13 protein-coding genes and 1 tRNA gene are annotated in these 15903 nt (G+C 39.7%); 8 read left to right on the top strand and 6 right to left on the bottom strand.

The window, feature by feature from the left end; all coding sequences use genetic code 11:
* Nucleotides 1–118: 118 nt before the first annotated feature.
* Entirely contained in the window at nt 119–769 is a 651-nt protein-coding gene (locus EJ995_RS09375) for a class I SAM-dependent methyltransferase (protein ID WP_126447890.1), read from the top strand.
* Nucleotides 770–837: 68 nt separating this feature from the next.
* Here EJ995_RS09375 and EJ995_RS09380 read toward each other — a convergent pair whose 3' ends face one another.
* Together EJ995_RS09380 and EJ995_RS09385 are read right to left on the bottom strand one after the other, a co-directional pair.
* Nucleotides 838–1512, bottom strand: coding sequence for a DUF4290 domain-containing protein (locus EJ995_RS09380; RefSeq protein WP_126447892.1), 675 nt, complete (start codon nt 1510–1512; stop codon nt 838–840).
* A gap of 86 nt (nt 1513–1598) precedes the next feature.
* Nucleotides 1599–1886, bottom strand: coding sequence for a DUF493 family protein (locus tag EJ995_RS09385; protein ID WP_126447894.1), 288 nt, complete (start codon nt 1884–1886; stop codon nt 1599–1601).
* Between the two features lie 82 nt (nt 1887–1968).
* Between EJ995_RS09385 and EJ995_RS09390 the strand changes: the two genes are divergently transcribed.
* The 5 genes from EJ995_RS09390 to EJ995_RS09410 all read left to right on the top strand — a co-directional run bounded on the left by EJ995_RS09390 (nt 1969) and on the right by EJ995_RS09410 (nt 6440).
* Nucleotides 1969–2499, top strand: coding sequence for an AAA family ATPase (locus tag EJ995_RS09390; protein WP_126448913.1), 531 nt, complete (start codon nt 1969–1971; stop codon nt 2497–2499).
* Nucleotides 2489–4384 carry a RecQ family ATP-dependent DNA helicase gene (locus EJ995_RS09395; protein ID WP_126447896.1) on the top strand — a complete coding sequence of 632 codons (1896 nt, stop codon included), beginning with the start codon at nt 2489–2491 and terminating at the stop codon, nt 4382–4384. Before EJ995_RS09390 ends, EJ995_RS09395 begins: the two co-directional genes overlap by 11 nt.
* Entirely contained in the window at nt 4377–5333 is a 957-nt protein-coding gene (gene fmt, locus EJ995_RS09400) for a methionyl-tRNA formyltransferase (protein WP_126447898.1), read from the top strand. Before EJ995_RS09395 ends, fmt begins: the two co-directional genes overlap by 8 nt.
* A gap of 153 nt (nt 5334–5486) precedes the next feature.
* Nucleotides 5487–5759, top strand: a complete 273-nt coding sequence (locus tag EJ995_RS09405) for an HU family DNA-binding protein (RefSeq protein ID WP_126447900.1) — start codon at nt 5487–5489, stop codon at nt 5757–5759.
* Nucleotides 5760–5879: 120 nt separating this feature from the next.
* Nucleotides 5880–6440 carry a YqgE/AlgH family protein gene (locus tag EJ995_RS09410; protein WP_126447902.1) on the top strand — a complete coding sequence of 187 codons (561 nt, stop codon included), beginning with the start codon at nt 5880–5882 and terminating at the stop codon, nt 6438–6440.
* On the opposite strand, the gene EJ995_RS09415 is transcribed toward EJ995_RS09410, so the two are convergent.
* On the bottom strand, nt 6437–7273 hold the full coding sequence (locus EJ995_RS09415; protein WP_126447904.1) for an aminotransferase class IV: 837 nt from the start codon (nt 7271–7273) through the stop codon (nt 6437–6439). The two genes, EJ995_RS09410 and EJ995_RS09415, sit on opposite strands and share 4 nt — an antisense overlap.
* A gap of 49 nt (nt 7274–7322) precedes the next feature.
* The gene (locus EJ995_RS09420; protein WP_126447905.1) at nt 7323–7712 is read right to left on the bottom strand and encodes an START-like domain-containing protein; all 390 of its coding nucleotides are present in this window, start codon (nt 7710–7712) and stop codon (nt 7323–7325) included.
* A gap of 146 nt (nt 7713–7858) precedes the next feature.
* Between EJ995_RS09420 and EJ995_RS09425 the strand changes: the two genes are divergently transcribed.
* Nucleotides 7859–7932 (top strand) — tRNA-Met (locus EJ995_RS09425).
* A gap of 32 nt (nt 7933–7964) precedes the next feature.
* Here EJ995_RS09425 and EJ995_RS09430 read toward each other — a convergent pair.
* Entirely contained in the window at nt 7965–8969 is a 1005-nt protein-coding gene (locus tag EJ995_RS09430; RefSeq protein ID WP_126447906.1) for a LacI family DNA-binding transcriptional regulator, read from the bottom strand.
* A gap of 202 nt (nt 8970–9171) precedes the next feature.
* On the opposite strand from EJ995_RS09430, the gene EJ995_RS09435 reads away from it, so the two are divergent.
* A complete protein-coding gene (locus EJ995_RS09435) occupies nt 9172–14529 on the top strand; it encodes a LamG-like jellyroll fold domain-containing protein (protein WP_126447907.1) in 5358 nt (1785 codons plus the stop codon).
* Here EJ995_RS09435 and hisS read toward each other — a convergent pair.
* Nucleotides 14521–15891: a histidine--tRNA ligase gene (hisS, locus tag EJ995_RS09440; RefSeq protein ID WP_126447908.1), complete on the bottom strand. Its 1371-nt coding sequence runs from the start codon at nt 15889–15891 to the stop codon at nt 14521–14523. The two genes, EJ995_RS09435 and hisS, sit on opposite strands and share 9 nt — an antisense overlap.
* Between the last annotated feature and the right edge of the window lie 12 nt (nt 15892–15903).

Genomic DNA, 15903 nt, shown 5'->3' on the forward strand with positions numbered 1-15903 from the left:
TTACGCTTTCGCGAAAGCGTAATAAATAAAATATCATGACATATTTTAAACGTGAATATCTGCGACTTTCACACTAACAATATTTGAGTAATCTTTGTGGGATTCACTTTCAATCCACATGGAATACAAAACGAAGTCTCACAAATACTACAGCAACTTAAGACCAGAAATGCAAGCCTTATTGCCAAAAACCGCACGTCGTGTATTGGATGTAGGTTGCGGTGCTGGCGCCATGGCATACCAACTTAAGGAAAGATATAAGCTGGAAGTTTGGGGAATTGAGTTTTATGAGGCAGAGGCTCTAGAAGCTCAAAAAGTACTGGACAAAGCTTATATCGGCGGTATTGAAGAGAACCTCGAGTATTTACCTGATGATTATTTTGATGCGATATACTTGAACGATGTACTTGAACATCTCGCTAATCCCAATCAGGTGTTGGATGGATTGAAGTCAAAGTTGAACGTGGAAGGAGTTATCATCAGCTCTATTCCTAATGCGCGATACCATAAAGTGATGAGACAGTACATTTTTGGAAAAGATTGGAAATATACCAAAGCTGGCATCATGGATTTTACGCACCTGCGTTTCTTCACATCGCTTAGTATAAAACGTATGTACAAAGAGTTGGGATATGAGATACAGCTGCATAAAGGCATTAACAAGACTAGTTCACTAATGCCATACCTTCTCAACATACCTTTATTGGGTACTGGTGGCGATCTATTTTATACGCAGTTTGCAACAGTAGCCAGTAAGGCTAAATCTTAAGCATATCTTTTATAGCAAACAAAAAAGCAGCTCAAGGAGCTGCTTTTTTTGTCAATACACGTCGCTAGTTAATTACGTCTGCGGCGATTGTTGTTGTTGCGGTTACTGCCTTTTTTTGACCTGCCGCGGTTGTTATTATTATTGTTATTACGACTGCGGTGCGTGTTGGTATTACGATAAATCAAGGATTTTGATTCTAGTAAATCCTCGTCTTTGGCAGCGAGATTAATCTCACCATTACTTAGTTCAAAAAGATGCTTAAAGATTACTGCATCATCCACGCTGTCCTTATTCCAATTAAGGAAGGACTTTTTCATGTGGTTGGCGATGATAAAGGTAAGTGCCTCGCGCTTCTCACCTTTTTCCCATGACAAGGCCACATTAATCATGCTCTGGATATTGTTACCATAAAAACGGTAACGTGGTTTCTTTTGTGGATAAGGCATTCTAGGCGGTTGTGCCTGCAATTCTTCTCTAGTAGGTTTAGGAAACGGTGAATCAACATCAAGGTCAAAATCTGCGATGATGAATAATTGATCCCAAAGCTTGTGTTGAAAATCTGCTACATCTCTCAAATGCGGATTTAAATTTCCCATCACGCCGACGATGGCATTAGCCATGCGGTTACGCTCTGCTGGGTCCTCTAGAGACTTGCAGTGCTCAACTAATTTCTGGATGTGACGACCATATTCAGGTATATTGAGCTGATTGCGCTCAGTATTATATTCTAGGGATGATATCAAAATGTATTGGTATTCTTAATTGTGAAGTGCTGCAAAATACTCAAAAAGCAAATAATAAAGCCAAAATTATATCTAAATAGCTACTGTTACAGTGAAATAACGCCTTTTACAACACTTACTTCCTTATACTTAGCAATAACGGCGTCAGGATTTTTCATCTGCACGACGATGGAAACACTGGTGTATTTTCCTTTACTCGACTGTTTTGTGGTAATGACAGCTCCCATGTTATCAAATATATCCTCAATCTGTTGGATCTTGTTATCGTCAGATGGTACGATAAACTTGTACAGGTATTTATTGGGCCACAAACTAGTATCGGCTAGTTGTGCTTTAAGCTTGATGTAAAACTCGTCTGATGATGGATCGTTCATAAATAATAAAGATGTGCAAATATAATCATGGCTAGATCGGGTTGCATCACTCCTATTTAGTTAATTTGTAATTGTGAAAAAAATGCAACGCATACTTCTTATAGGTGGCCCAGGAACTGGTAAATCCACCTTGATCAATGATTTAGAAAATCGAGGCTTCAAAGTGCATCATGAGATTTCTCGTGAAGTTACCGCGCGAGCACAGCAACAAGGAATAGAGCAACTGTTCTTGACAGACCCGATGGCTTTTAGCAATCAATTGCTCGCTGGTAGGATCCAACAATTTGTGGATGCTGTGCCTGGAATTAATTTCTATGATCGTGGAATTCCCGATGTACCTGCCTATCATAAATTTACCGGCGATCACATTCCCGAGAATTATCTTGAAGCATCCAAAAATTATAAATACGACCAGGTATTTCACCTAGCACCATGGGAAGAAATCTATGCTCAGGATAGCGAGCGCTATGAGAGTTTTAGCCAGGCCAGTGCGATTGATAAGGCGCTTAAAAACTTTTACCGTGGATTGGGTTATGATTTAATCACCATACCTCAAACCACAGTAGAAAATCGAATTAACTTCATACTAGACCATGTAAATCTTGAAGCATAAACCTATTGACATATTAAAGCAGGTTTATGGTTATGATCGCTTTAGAAGCAATCAGGAAAACATTATTAACTCTATTCTATCAGGAAAGGACACACTTGCCTTATTACCTACTGGTGGCGGCAAATCATTGTGCTATCAAATACCAGGATTGGTTCGTGACGGAATTTGTGTAGTCATCTCTCCATTGATTGCATTAATGCAGGATCAGGTGAACCAATTAAAGCAACGAGGTATCAAGGCGATAGCCCTGACTGGTGGTATATCGTATCGAGATCTCGATGAAATGCTAGATAATTGCATTTATGGCAATTATAAATTCCTATATATGAGCCCAGAGCGGCTCAAGCAATCGCTAGTACAAACGCGATTAAAGCGTATGAACATTAATTTGATTGCTATTGATGAGGCGCACTGTATCAGTCAATGGGGTCACGATTTTAGACCAGCATATCGCGATATAGCGACTCTCAAAGATCTCTTGGGCGATATACCCATGATTGCCGTTACTGCTACGGCAACACAACAAGTAAGGCAAGACATTGTCAAAAACTTGAAAATTGATGATGCACAGGTTTTTGTTTCCAGTTTCAAGAGAGATAACATTTCCTATCGCAAGCTTGACACACCCGATAAGCGCATGGCGTTGCTATCGTTTTATAAATCACATAGCGGTAGCTCAATTACCTATGTGCGTAGCAGAAAAAATACTCTTGAATTCTCGCACTTACTTAATAATCATGAGATAGCTGCCAGCCAATATCATGGCGGGCTAGATCACAAGACCAGAAACACGGCGGCCCAGCGATGGATGAAAAATCGAACGCAAGTGATGGTGGCGACAAACGCCTTTGGTATGGGAATCGATAAACCTGACGTGCGCAGCGTGGTGCATTTACAATTACCCGAAAGCATCGAGAGTTACTATCAAGAAACAGGTCGTTGCGGTCGAGATGGCAAATCCAGCGTCGCTCAATTTATTTATAACATCAATGATTTAAAGCACGCACACAATCAGTTTATAAAGGCTTTACCTACGGTTGCAATCCTGAAAGAAGTGTACAAAACCCTGCATAATTATTTGCAAGTTGCCATGCATGAAGGCGCAGACACAGTTCATGACCTATCCTTTGCCATCTACTGCCGTCGCTATAAACATGATCCTACCGTTTGTTATCAAGCCCTACTTACATTGAATCGATTAGGTATCATTGAGTTTAATCAACAAGGTGGTCGTGGTACGGTATTACGCTTTCGCGAAAGCGTAACAACTATCAATACCTTAACAAGTAATGATCCTAAAACTAGTGCCATCATCCAGTCTCTATTGCGCACACACGGTGGCAGTACACAACAAGAAAACAGATTGAATATCGGTATGATTGCAACACGCAGTAATGTGACCGAAGATGAAGTTGTAGCGTTGCTACAAGCACTAGAGGCTAAGGAACTTATTGATTTACAACTGGGGCAAAGTGATATGCAAGTAACCCTACTTCTCCCAAGAGATGATGATCACGCAGTTAGTAAATATGCACCGCTCATAAAGCAACAAAACCAAGTCAAAACGCAACAGTTGCAAGCAATGATGGCGTTATTGCAAGAAAACAAGAAATGCTTGCAACAAATCATACTAGAATATTTTGATGAAAAGCATAGCACTCCATGCGGTACTTGTTCAAATTGCCTAAAACAAACCAAGTCTCAAAGTCCTAAAAATATCTCTCTGCAAATTCTAAATATGTTGTCTGGAAAATGCCTAAGCGCACAGGAATTAGTTAACGCATTACATGTCAATCTAGAAGAAGTTCTTACAGCTGTGAAAAGCCTAATGGAACAGCAAAAAATTACCATCACCTCTCATAATAAATACAAATTGAATGGATAAGAAATTGAAAATTGTCTTCTACGGTACGCCAGAGTTTGCCACTGGTGTTCTAGAAACGCTACATAAGTCACCGCATGAGATAGTAGGTGTAGTTACCGCACCAGATAAGCCTGCTGGACGTGGTCGCAAGATTCAGGAAAGTCATGTAAAACAGTATGCCGTGCAAAATAATTTGAACGTGCTGCAGCCTACTAATCTTAAAGCTCAAGAATTTCTGGACGACTTACAAAGCCTTGAGGCAGATTTGCAAGTTGTCGTTGCCTTTAGAATGTTGCCTAAAGCTGTGTGGAGTATGCCGTCACGAGGAACTTTTAATTTGCACGCCAGCCTATTGCCTCAATATCGTGGAGCAGCACCTATTAACTGGGCAATCATCAATCAAGAGAAGGTTACTGGTGTTACAACCTTTTTTATTGATGAAAAAATAGATACTGGAGCCATTATAGATCAAGAGAGCATTTCTATAGAGAAAGACGAGAATGTTGGTTCTTTATATAGTACGCTAATGCAATTGGGAGCTCAACTCACTCTCAAAACGGTAAATGCCATTGCCAAAGGCGATGTAAGCACTACCATTCAAAAGAATGCACAAGATCTTAAGGAAGCACCCAAACTAAATGCCAAAAACACAACCATAGATTTTGAAAAATCAGCTAGAGAGGTTGATGCCTTGGTACGTGGCTTGAATCCCTATCCTGTCGCAAAGGCTAGTTTAATACAAGATGGAGAGCAGATGACAGTGAAAATTTTTGAAACGAGGATTATTGAAAAAGATCACCACATGACGGCTGGCAGCATCGTCATTGACGATAAGAGGATGATAGTTGCTTGTGAAGATAATTGGGTCGAGATCATCGAGATACAATTGCCCAATAAGAAACGAATGAAGATCGCTGATCTTCTTAACGGCTATTCATTCGCGCCGGATGCTAGATTTGGCAAGGCATAGCGATAAAATGATACGAACGCCAATGAGTTATTAACAATTGTTCGTGTTTATGAACATTTTATCGGTTTTATTGCTGTAATCCTTGTGTGGTAGCATAATTCGGATAAATTTGTTTCACATTTTAGTTTAACCAACATTAATTTAAACTCCGTTATGAACAAAACAGATTTAATTGAAGCAATGGCAGAAGATGCTGGCGTTTCAAAAGCAGCAGCAAAAAAAGCACTAGAGTCATTTCTAGGAAACGTTGAAAAGAGCCTTAAAAAAGGTGACCGTGTATCTCTAGTAGGATTTGGTTCTTTTTCAGTTTCTAAAAGAGCAGCTCGTGAAGGTAGAAACCCACAAACTGGTAAGACGATCAAGATCGCTGCTAAGAAAGTAGTAAAATTCAAAGCAGGTAGCGATTTACAGAAAGCTGTAAACTAGTCTCACTAGCTTAAAGATTTAAACCCGCTTTTTAAAGCGGGTTTTTTTATACCTAAGTGACAAAATTAAAAGTTTTGTTAATGTTGAAAAATAGTGTATGTTTAAACAAGGCTAATAAGCATGGAAACGATCAAACCACAAAAAGGTAAACTACTGGTTGCTGAACCTAGCATCATAGGCGATGAATCTTTCTCGAGATCTGTGGTCTTACTAACGGAGTTTAATCAGGAAGGCATCGTTGGTTTCATTGTCAACAAGCCGCTTGATTACACATTAAGTGAATTATTACCTGAGGTTGATTGTGATTTTGAAGTCTACAACGGCGGCCCGGTAAGTACAGACAACCTTTACTTCTTGCATACGGTTCCAGATCTTATTCCAGGCTCCCATCATATACAGGATGGCATATTTTGGGGTGGTGATTTTAAAACAGTTTCACAGCTTATCAATGACAATAAGCTTGATCACAATGACATAAAGTTCTTCTTAGGTTACACTGGTTGGGCAAGCTTGCAATTAGAACAAGAACTTAAACTCAAATCATGGGTTGTGATTGACAATGAGGACCATGAGAACATCTTGTCAGACAAGATGCACGACATCTGGAAAGTTAAGATGCGTGATCTAGGCGATGGCTATGAAATCTGGTCAAACGCTCCAGAAAATCCTGCCTACAATTAACACAATAGTTTCTCGTTGAAATACTCGCGCAATTCTTGTGCGGCTTCTTGAGTATAGCTTTTCTTTCTATACTTAGTAATACTTTTTATTCCTTGAATAGAATTAGTAAAGAATAGCTCATCAGCTCGTTGTAACTCAAACGGTGTGATACTTTCCTCCTTAAATTCATAGCTCATCATGCGCTTTATTTGAGTAAGTACTTGCTCTCTCATGATGCCGTTGAGACAACCGTCTGATAACGGTGGTGTTTTAATGATGTTTCCTTGTCGCAGGAATAGATTTCCTGATATACATTCTGCCACCATCTTGTTATCATTAAGTAATAACATATCCTGGTAGTCATTCTCTTCTGCAAAAATACCAGCGAGTATGTTGACGGTTTTGGTAGTCGTCTTAAGATTAGTTAATAAGCTGGCCTGTACATAGAAATCTTTGAAGAGTTCAACCTCATAATTCGTGGAATCAGTAAAAACTTGATCAAGAGTAGATAATTCCATACTCCATTGCACATTATTATCAGTAGGCGTATAATATCCGCCTTGTTTGCGCCATACGGTAATGCGTATCCTGCTGTGATCTAATGACGATGATTGCTGGTTGTGTAATAAATCTATTTGCTCTTTAAAAAACTCAAGCGTGAAATTATCAGGTATTTCCATACGCAGCATGCGCATTGATGACATGAGCCTAAAGTAATGCGACTCAAGAAATATAGGAGCCGTTTTAAAACAGCGTATTGTTTCAAACAATCCATCACCGTAGTAGGTACCACGATTGTTGTATGAGATTGTCGCATCGTTTTGTGCTACTAAGTTGCCGTTCAATAAGATCATAAAAAAAGCCCTGAATTACAGGGCTTAAAATTACAGCTTATGTAAGTGTTTATCTAGATCCTAGAATCTTTTTTAGTCCACTTATCTGGTTTTCCCAGAACATTTTTTGCTCCTCAACTTCATCCTCATCATCACCAAAGTCAGTGATCATCAAGGAAACATCTTTGGTGATATCATCTACCTCAATGCGCAATTCAAAAAACTTTTTGGTATCCTCGTCATAATCCCATTGGAATCTTGCACGTTCCTCGCCTACACGTTTGATAATTTTGGCTTTTTCTTCTTGCCCATCCCATATAAAACGGAAGTACTCACCGCGGCTATTAACATTGTCAGCAAACCACTCAGACATTCCAGATGGTGTGGCTATATATTGATACAATAGAGATGGCGATACTTGGACCACAAACTCCATTTCAAACTTTATTGGATCTTGCATTTAAATTTACTTTGACGGCAATATACTGTATTACACTTAAGAGTTGAAAGTAATAATCATGAAAATTTAAGTGCAAGGCATTTGGTCACCATATCAAATTAAAGTTATATTTGCACCCGCTTAAATGCTTGTGTGTTTAAGCCTCTGGCGTGGTAGCTCAGCTGGTTAGAGCGCAGCACTCATAATGCTGAGGTCGGCGGATCGTGCCCGCCTCACGCTACTTAAAACCTCTATCAATTTGATAGAGGTTTTTTATTTTCTGGTAGTTCCTCTCTCTAGTAAAGAAGTCTTGAGCGTATGAATGCGTGTCACTTTGATATCATCTTCATTATCAATGAGATTGCGCATTCTTATAAATGCCTTATTTCCCAATTCACGAGCGTGCTGATCAATTACCGTCATTTTAGGATAAGAATATCGTGATAAAATACCATTAGAATATCCTATGATCTGTAGATCCTGAGGTATGGCAATATTGAGTTCATTAGCTTTATTTAATGCAATGATTGCTGCTGCTTGATCAAGCGCTATCACAGCGTCAATACCATCATAGCGCAACGCATCTTCCATGCGTTTCTCAAATTGAGCCTCTTCGGTAGAAGTTATTACATTGAGGATGACATCCTCATGGGATTCCATCGCCTTGCGCACGCCTTGTTCTCGCAACTGCCCTACATTGATCTGACTTATGGAGCTGGCCATACAAATGTGCTTATCACCACGATCTACTAGGAACTCTACCGCACGAGCTGCGGATAGAACGTCATCAACCACAATCTTATCACATTCTACGTCATCGATACTGCGGTCAAACATCACCATAGGTATGTTTTTATCGACCACTCGTTGTAAATGAGTAATTTGATTACTTGTTTGAGTTTCTTTGGCTGCTGCGATGATTATTCCATCAATACTGTTATCATCCAGTACATCAAGATATGCTACCTCCTTATCCAGCGACTCATTGGTAAGACAAGTGATGACTTTATAATTATGTTGAGTAGCTACTTCTTCTATACCTGTTAGGACTTGTGCAAAAAAGTCATTAATCACGTCAGGAATGACTACGGCGACGATTTTGTTCGTCTTAGGATTGACAACGGTACCTTTGTAACCCAACCTTTTGGCTGCTTCTATTACGAGCAGTTTAGTCTCTTCACTAATCTCATCGCTATCCTTGAGCGATTTTGAGATAGTTGATATAGACAGTCCTACTTCTTTTGCTAGTACGTTCAGGGTGACTTTGTTACGTTTCAAGAATGTCGTTTTAATGGTAAAGGTAACTCATGATTGTTCAAGTGAAAGTTGTGATTACGCTTTCGCGAAAGCATAATAATTATAAATAAAAATCTTAAAACATCGTTTAAAAGCGTTTTCATATCGTTTAAATACATAATAATAGGTTAATTACCGTTTATTAGGATGAAATACACTAGGTTTATATCAGAAGTGTACGATTATGAAACTTATTACTCTACAAAAATTTACGATCGCTCTACTTTTCTTAAGTCTTTCTCTATCAGGACAAACCAGTTATGTTGAGGTAGAAGCATTCTTTGAAAATGGCGATAGTTTTCAAGCTGCACAAATATTTGACAGCGCTGGCAACGTTGTTCTCACAGTATGTGATGATGCTAATTGCTACGACGGCACCACCCAAAATAATTATAGCATTGCTGGAAACATAGGTTGTATCGCAAACGGCACCTATACATTGAGAACATATGACCGTAGTCCGGATGGCAACTGGAATGGAAATTCTTTTTTCAGGATCGTTGTTGCAGGCGTTGAGGTAGTCAATAGATCTCATACCAGCGGTACACAAACACAGGACAATACCTTTAGCATTTCAGGAGGCGGCACACAGTGTGCAGCTGATATTAATATTCAAGGCGCCGGAAACGATATTATAGATGGTGATACTACACCATCTATCAATGATGGCACTGACCATGGTAACGTTACTGTTTCTCAAACAAGTACCAAGACATTTATCGTACAGAATACAGGTACTAATGACCTCAATCTAAATAGTGGCACTCCGGTACAAATTTCGGGAGCGGACGCTGCGGACTTTAGTATTACCTCACTACCTGCTTCTACAATCTCTGGTGGTGGAAACAGTACTTTTGAGATTACCTATACGGCACGTAGTACGGCACCATACACAAGTAATGCGACTGTTACAATCGCCAACAATGATCCTGATGAAGGATCCTACTCTTTTAATATCTCAGGTAATACCACTCGTGATTTATCCAATTTCCCACTTACAAACATCGCTTATTACAATTTTGAAACAAATCTAGTAGGATGGACTACCGCTGGTACAAATCTGACTTGGGTAGTAGGAAGAAACGCAGAGAAAGGTGAAGGCGATTATGCCTACACCAGCAACTTTAACGATTACCCTAGTAATTCAAGCGCTTATTTAATCTCACCAATTATTAGCACCGTAGGATTTGATAATCTAGAACTGTCGCTGGACTTTTTCACGAACACCGCAGACGCTGAAGACGGCATGCGTGTAGAATATAGTCCCGATGGCGGCGCAAGCTGGTTTGTTTTGGGTAGCACAACTTCGGGATCTAATTGGTATGATACCACAACAGTTACTGGAATAAGCGCGACGGCAAATGCCTGGACTGGATTAAGTAGTACACTAGATTCATCAATTAGTAGATTTGAAACTGGGAAGCATGAGCTGCCTGCTACCCTAGAAAATAATCCTAATGTTCAAATAAGAGTTCTATTTGCCGCTAATGGATCGGGAAACAGCGATGGTGTAGCTGTTGACAATATGATTGTCTCTGGACGACCACTAACTTATAGCGCACCTCTGGTTGGTCCGGCAAATGAAACCTCTCAACTATCCTTATGGCTAGATGCATCAACTCTAAGTGCTGCAAATGGCAGTAAACTAACTCAATGGGATGATCAGGCCGAAAACAATAACGCAGCCGAAACTACCGCAAATGCACCTACATACACTGATAATGTCAATGACAATGTAAACTTTAATCCTGCGGTAACCTTTGATAGAAGTCAAGGGCAACACATGAGAGGCTCCGGTGGTTTCAATTCTCAAGATTACTGGATTGTCGTGCGCAGTACGCTAGACATATCAAATGAACTAGCTGATGAGACATTGCTGCTAGGTTCCAAATACTCTGTAGATAACTCTTCAAATGATCCATCAGGACTAGGTTGGGGAACGGTATCTATACGTTATGACGATGAAGTGCTGGCTCACAGTATTGATCCTGTTTCTCAATCTGACGTGAACACACCTAGTTATGGTCGCGCCTTTACCGATGCCAGTAGAAGATTTGATGATGTCAACATTATCAATGTAAAAACCAACGCTGCTGGAACCCAGACAGAGCTTTATATCAATGGTCGTCGTGTGGACAACACAACAGGCCAAACAACGCAAAGCTTTGAGCAACTCTTGTTCAATGAATTTACCAACACACCATATTATTTAGGTGTAGGTCGCTATACATTAACTGGACTACCCTTTGAAAGTCATCTTGATGGTCAAATTACTGAAGTTATCAGTTTTAGGGATTCAAGATCTGCGGCAGCTCAGCAAAAGATTTTCTCTTACCTCGCTATAAAAAACGGAGTGTCATTACACAATCCTAATAGTGCCTTGACTATAGACGATCATATAGCCAATTGGGATTACGTAAACTCTGATAACACTGTGATTTGGGATGCAAGCGCAAATACAACTCACAATTATGACGTTGCAGCAATAGGTCGCGATGATGTCCTAGGATTAGAGCAAAAACAATCGCAGAGTGAGAATAGCACGAGCATACTTTCCATCGGACTAGTTAATGTTACTGATCTAGGAACACAAAATTCTAATGCTTTTTTAAGCGACAAACAGTTTTTGATTTGGGGTCATGATAATGGTTCATTGGCAAAGAGCCCTGCAGATATCAATCATACCGTGGGAACTACAATATCCGTACCTACACAAATGACTAGAATTAATAGATCCTGGAAGATTCATGAAGTAGGTTCTGGCGATATAGAAGTTGCAGAAGTTAGGGTGCCAACATCAGCGTTTGCATCGCTGGGTGCGATAAGTGGCGATCAAGAAAGAGTTTTGATCATTGCAGACGATGCTAATTTCACTAGCAACGTTAGAACAGTATTTTTTAAGACGGATGGGATTTATGAGCGAGTAAAAGTCGATATCGATGGTGTCAAATACTTTACACTTGGTAAGGCAGATGTGGTTTATTCTGCACAAGGGCTTGAATTTGATGGTATAGATGACTATGTAGAGATTCTAGGTGGTAACGATATATCTACCTCATTTACGGTAAGCTCTTGGGTAAAAAGCACTGGTTCCAATAACACTAATAGTGTCAAAACGATCGTAGCAAAGAGAAACAATGCAGACGGTTTTCATTTCTTCATTAGAAATGATAACAAATTGGGCGTTTATTGGAATAATGGCACAGCACAAAGCCTTGTTTCCAATACCGCATTATCAAATAACGCATGGAGACATGTAGCGGTTACATTCAATGGTTCTCAAGTAAAATTGTACATAGATGGCGTCCTTGATAGGCAAGCAAATCGCACCGCTCCTATTGTAAATTCAAACATCATGTCCTTAGGTGCTCGCAAAAGGGCAAAAAATAATATCGTAAACAACTTTAAAGGTAAACTCGACGAGGTGCGTATCTGGAATCAAGCTTTGACTCAGGATCAATTAAGATATGTCATGAATCAAGAATTAGAAGATAATTCAAGTTTTGTAAGCGGTAAAATCATGCCTCTTGATGTGACCAAAGATGTCATTAAAACCGTTGACTGGAACAACCTACAGGCATATTACGACATGAACACCTTTATAGGTACAGCACTTAATGATCATTCATTGAATAAAAGCCATGGTCAACTAGCCTATGAAGATGAGTACACCATGACGCAGCAAACCGCACCACTACCTTATGTGACTGCGTCAAGTGGATCTTGGGAAGATTCCGTAAACTGGGAAAATGGTAATGAGCTATTTATACCAGGTACCACAAGAGTCATCAATGGTAATACGGTATCAATTGACTGGAATATTGTACAAACTAGACACGATATAAACATCAACTCAACTGATGCTACTTTGCTAGGATTATTTGTAGAATCAAATGAATTGAGCGTGAATAATGACCACGGTCTTACAGTAACTCATTACCTAAAATTAGATGGTATTATTGATCTTGTAGGAGAATCACAGTTAGTCCAGACAGACTTAAGTGACTTTGACCCTACATCAAGTGGTACTTTAGAAAGAGATCAACAAGGAACTTATGACAAGTACAATTACAATTATTGGTCATCGCCAGTAAGCTACCTAAATAATTCAACTATAAATGATGGATACGATATTGAGACCGTCATGAAAGATGGTACTGATGTTAATAATCCAGTAACACTCAATTTTACTCCAGAATCTCAAGGTGATGGCGCACCGGCAAGCGGTTCAACAGCCGCTACAATATCAGGAAGATGGTTGTATAAGTATGCTAACTTGACTTCAGGCACCTATTCTAACTGGCAATATGTTGGTAAGGATGGCGCGCTCAACGCTGCCGAAGGTTTTACTATGAAAGGTACTGGCAGCAGCGCAGATCAAAATTATGTGTTTGTGGGAAAACCTAACAATGGTGATATTGAACTAGACATTTTTAATGGTAACGACTACCTAGTTGGTAACCCATACCCTAGCGCCATGGATTCTCATGAGTTTATTATGGACAATCCAGATCTTGATGGGACACTATACTTCTGGGAACATTGGGGTGGCAATTCTCACACGCTTGCAGAATATCAAGGTGGTTATGCTATGTATAATTTATCTGGTAGCACTCCTAATGCTACCATGGGAACCTCTAGCCCATTGGTGAATCAAGGTGGTGTTGCTACAAAACTTCCAGGTCGTTACATTCCTGTCGCTCAAGGATTTTTTGTCACAGGAACAAGAGATGGTAAAATCAATTTTGCTAACTCACAACGCGTATTTGAGAAGGAAAGTTTTGGAAATAGCATCTTTGTTTCTGCACCTGTTAGTGACAACAGTAATACCGCCCAAATGTATCAAGCTCAAGAAGATGATCGTACTAAAATACGTCTGGGCTTCAATTCTCCTCAAGGCATTCACCGACAATTATTATTGACGATTGACCCTAATGCAACCATGGGATATGATCGTGGTTATGATGGTCGATTGTTTGAAAACCAAATAGATGACATGGCATTTCTAGTAGACAATTCTAGAGTTTCCATTCAAGGCATCCCTAATTCAGGAGAATCCATAGAATTACCATTGAGCGTAAAAATGGGCGACCAAGGTTATATGGAAATTATTATTGATCACCTAGAGAATGTAAGTGATGACACAGAACTTTTCCTACTAGACAAGAAAACAAATACCTATCATAACTTGAGAGAAGAGTCCTATAAAAGTCCATTTTTATACACGGGTACTTACAAGGATAGGTTTGCTCTTACCTTCAAGATGCCACAAACATTGAGCAATGATGATATTACAGATAACAACGCGATTAAGGTTTACACGCCAGCGTCCAATCAGTTCATCGTTATTGAATCAAACAATGCCCAAAAGATTGAATATGTAGAACTTATAAACATGTTGGGTCAGCGAGTAATGAATATGGATACCATGAATAACACAGGTCGTATTGAGGTTCCTAGAGCAGGATTGAGCAGTGGAACTTACGTTGTAAAGATGAACAGCGGCAGCGACTCTCAATCAACCAAAGTTATTCTAAGATAATCTACTGATAATATCGCCAGGAGTAAGTGATTGTTGCTCGCCAGTAAGCATATTCTTTAGAGTAAGTTTACCAGCTGCAATTTCATCTTCGCCAGCTAGAACGACATAAGGAATAGCGTTCTTGTCGGCATAGGTCATTTGCTTTTTCATCTTTGCATCGTCTGGATAAAGCTCTGTTTTGATTCCGCTTTCGCGAAAGCGGAACACCCAATCAACACAGTAACTAGCTTCTTGCTTTCCAAAATTGATAAACAATACCTGCACGCCAGCTCTCACGGTTTCTGGAAAAAGATCCAGTTCTTCAAGAACTAGATAGATACGATCCAATCCAAAACTGATGCCAACGCCGCTCATATCCTTCATACCAAAAATACTGGTCAAATCGTCATAACGGCCACCGCCACTGATGCTTCCCATGCTTACTCCATGAGGAGCAGCAACTTCAAAGATGCAACCCGTATAATAATTGAGGCCTCTAGCCAGTGTTATGTCTAGGTCTAATAAAGTGGTTTTGAGTCCTAATGTTGAGACATGATCAAGCACCGTTTCAACCTCAATGATACCTTCTTGACCTGTTGTTGATGTCTGGAGTAACTCTTTCATTACTACCAGCTTTTCTTGAGCAGTACCAACAAGAGCAAACACGGGCGATAATTGGTCAATAGCATCACGGCTTATGCCTTTATCAATCATCTCTTGCTTAACCTTGTCCTCTCCTATTTTATCAAGCTTATCAAGAGCAACTGTAAAATCAATGAGCTTATCCTGCGCACCGATTACTTCGGCAATTCCAGCTAAAATTTTGCGATTGTTTATTTTGATGGTGCAGCCGTTCAATCCTAAATCTGAATAGACATCGTCAAATAGTTTCACTAGCTCTACTTCTTGTAGCAAACTATCGCTACCTACAACATCTGCATCGCATTGTGTGAATTCCCTGTATCTACCTTTTTGCGGTCTATCGGCACGCCAGACGTTTTGAATCTGGTATCTTTTGAAGGGAAAAGCAATCTCATTCTGGTGTTGCACAACATATCTCGCAAATGGTACAGTAAGATCATATTTTAAGGCACGGTCGCTAATCACGCTTGTGATTTTTGTCTCATCCTTATCAGCTAATAAGGCTGAGTCTACTTTTCTTAAATACTCACCATTATTAAGCACCTTAAAAATCAAACGATCACCTTCATCTCCATACTTACCCATCAAGGTCTCGCTATTTTCAAAGCTAGGCGTCTCAATAGGCATAAAACCATACAGCTCAAAATGCTTCTTGATCGTATCGATGATATAGGATCTGCGCGATACTTCCAGCGGATTGAAATCTCTTGTACCTTTAGGTATAGACGGTTTTTGTGCCATGGTTTAATTTGA

Source organism: Nonlabens ponticola, assembly GCF_003966335.1.
Lineage (GTDB): Bacteria > Bacteroidota > Bacteroidia > Flavobacteriales > Flavobacteriaceae > Nonlabens > Nonlabens ponticola.

Coding starts and splice junctions, on each gene's coding strand:
- EJ995_RS09375 (WP_126447890.1), top strand. CDS start 119: ATGGAATACAAAACGAAGTCTCACAAATACTACAGCAACTTAAGACCA.
- EJ995_RS09385 (WP_126447894.1), bottom strand. CDS start 1,886: ATGAACGATCCATCATCAGACGAGTTTTACATCAAGCTTAAAGCACAA.
- EJ995_RS09390 (WP_126448913.1), top strand. CDS start 1,969: ATGCAACGCATACTTCTTATAGGTGGCCCAGGAACTGGTAAATCCACC.
- fmt (WP_126447898.1), top strand. CDS start 4,377: ATGGATAAGAAATTGAAAATTGTCTTCTACGGTACGCCAGAGTTTGCC.
- EJ995_RS09405 (WP_126447900.1), top strand. CDS start 5,487: ATGAACAAAACAGATTTAATTGAAGCAATGGCAGAAGATGCTGGCGTT.
- EJ995_RS09410 (WP_126447902.1), top strand. CDS start 5,880: ATGGAAACGATCAAACCACAAAAAGGTAAACTACTGGTTGCTGAACCT.
- EJ995_RS09415 (WP_126447904.1), bottom strand. CDS start 7,273: ATGATCTTATTGAACGGCAACTTAGTAGCACAAAACGATGCGACAATC.
- EJ995_RS09420 (WP_126447905.1), bottom strand. CDS start 7,712: ATGCAAGATCCAATAAAGTTTGAAATGGAGTTTGTGGTCCAAGTATCG.
- EJ995_RS09435 (WP_126447907.1), top strand. CDS start 9,172: ATGAAACTTATTACTCTACAAAAATTTACGATCGCTCTACTTTTCTTA.
- hisS (WP_126447908.1), bottom strand. CDS start 15,891: ATGGCACAAAAACCGTCTATACCTAAAGGTACAAGAGATTTCAATCCG.